Origin of the sequence: Clostridium tarantellae, from assembly GCF_009295725.1 — a bacterium.
Classification (GTDB): Bacteria; Bacillota; Clostridia; order Clostridiales; family Clostridiaceae; genus Sarcina; species Sarcina tarantellae.
The window spans coordinates 1-1,383 of record NZ_WHJC01000500.1; the positions used below are offsets into that span (position 1 = coordinate 1).

At 25.2% G+C, this 1,383-nt stretch carries 2 protein-coding genes; both read right to left on the minus strand.

Annotation, left to right across the window (positions count from 1 at the left end):
• Positions 1-125: 125 nt before the first annotated feature.
• Entirely contained in the window at positions 126-587 is a 462-nt protein-coding gene (locus GBZ86_RS15930) for an NUDIX hydrolase (RefSeq protein ID WP_152892285.1), read from the minus strand.
• A 227-nt stretch (positions 588-814) separates the two neighbouring features.
• Complete coding sequence (locus tag GBZ86_RS15935) at positions 815-1,357, minus strand: mechanosensitive ion channel family protein (RefSeq protein ID WP_152892287.1); 543 nt, start codon at positions 1,355-1,357, stop codon at positions 815-817.
• Positions 1,358-1,383: the final 26 nt, after the last annotated feature.

The window sequence follows — 1,383 nt, forward strand, 5'->3', positions numbered from 1 at the left end:
GTGTTTTATTAGTATTGGGTGTATTAATAGTTTGCACAGTTTTTAGGAATTTGGTTCATTTTTTATAAAATTAATTTTTAATTACTTGTAAAGTGGTGTTTTACAAATAAAATTCTATATAATTATTAATAAAATATAACATTATGACTTATTAATTTTTTATCTTTATAACTAAATTTAGCTGTAAAAAAAGGCTTGTCTTCTAATATCCATTTTAAAAATATTAAATCTCCCTCCCATGTAGGCATTTGTAAAACTTCTTCTCTTGCTATCCACTTTAACTTCCCTTCATCACATTCAATTAGTTTACCTGTAAAGTCCTTTGCAGCAAAAGCAAACACATACCAATCTTCATTATCCTTAAACTTTGGAAATGTCATAATACCTCGTAAAACTGGATTTCTTAATTCTAAACCAGTTTCTTCTTTTACTTCTCTTATTACACACTCTTCTGGTGTTTCTCCTTGTTCAAACTTTCCACCTACTCCAATCCATTTTCCTTCATGAATATCATTTTCTTTCTTAGTTCTATGTAATAATAAAATTTTATTATCCTTTTCTATATAACATAAAGTTCCTAATTTCAATTTTATCGTCTCCTTGATATATATATGATTTATTCTTATTATATCTTATCTATGTGTATCCTAAAAGCATTCCATATATTTCTTTTAATTTTTTATTGCAAAAGTTTAATATTTATGTTATTCTAAATAAGCAGTTGGTACGTAAAAGTGCTAATTACATAAGGAGCCTAGTTTGTCTTTCGCCGGATTGCTAGGCTCCTTTTTAATTTGAATTTTTATAATTTACATTATTTTAATATTTGTTTTTTAACCTCTTCTCTTTCTGTAATTGTTTTAATCAAACTACTATTACTTAAAGTATTATTTGGAATTAACACTTCTTTATCATCTTCTGCAGTTAAATGAGTATAAAAAATATTTATTTCTTTAACTTTCCCTATATAGCCTGCTACTTTAACTATATCACCTATACTAAAAGGTCTTACAATTAAAATAACAATTCCACTAGCAAAGTTAGATAAGCTATTTTTAAAAGCTAATCCTATAGCTAATCCTATTGAAGCTATAAAGGCTGCAAACCAAGTAGTTTCTACTCCTATAAATTCTAAAAGCACTACTATTAATATAACTTTAAAAGCTATAGCTAAAAATGACTCTAAAAATCTTCTTAAAATTTCATCTTCTTTATCATATTTAAAAATAGCAGGTAATTTTTTTGAAAAGTGATTTATTATTTTCCATCCAATATATAAAATAATAACAGCAATAATTATCTTAAAACCATATTTTACAATCCAATTCATACTAGTTTGCAAAATATTATTTAACAAATTAATCGCCTCCTAAGCCTTAAATC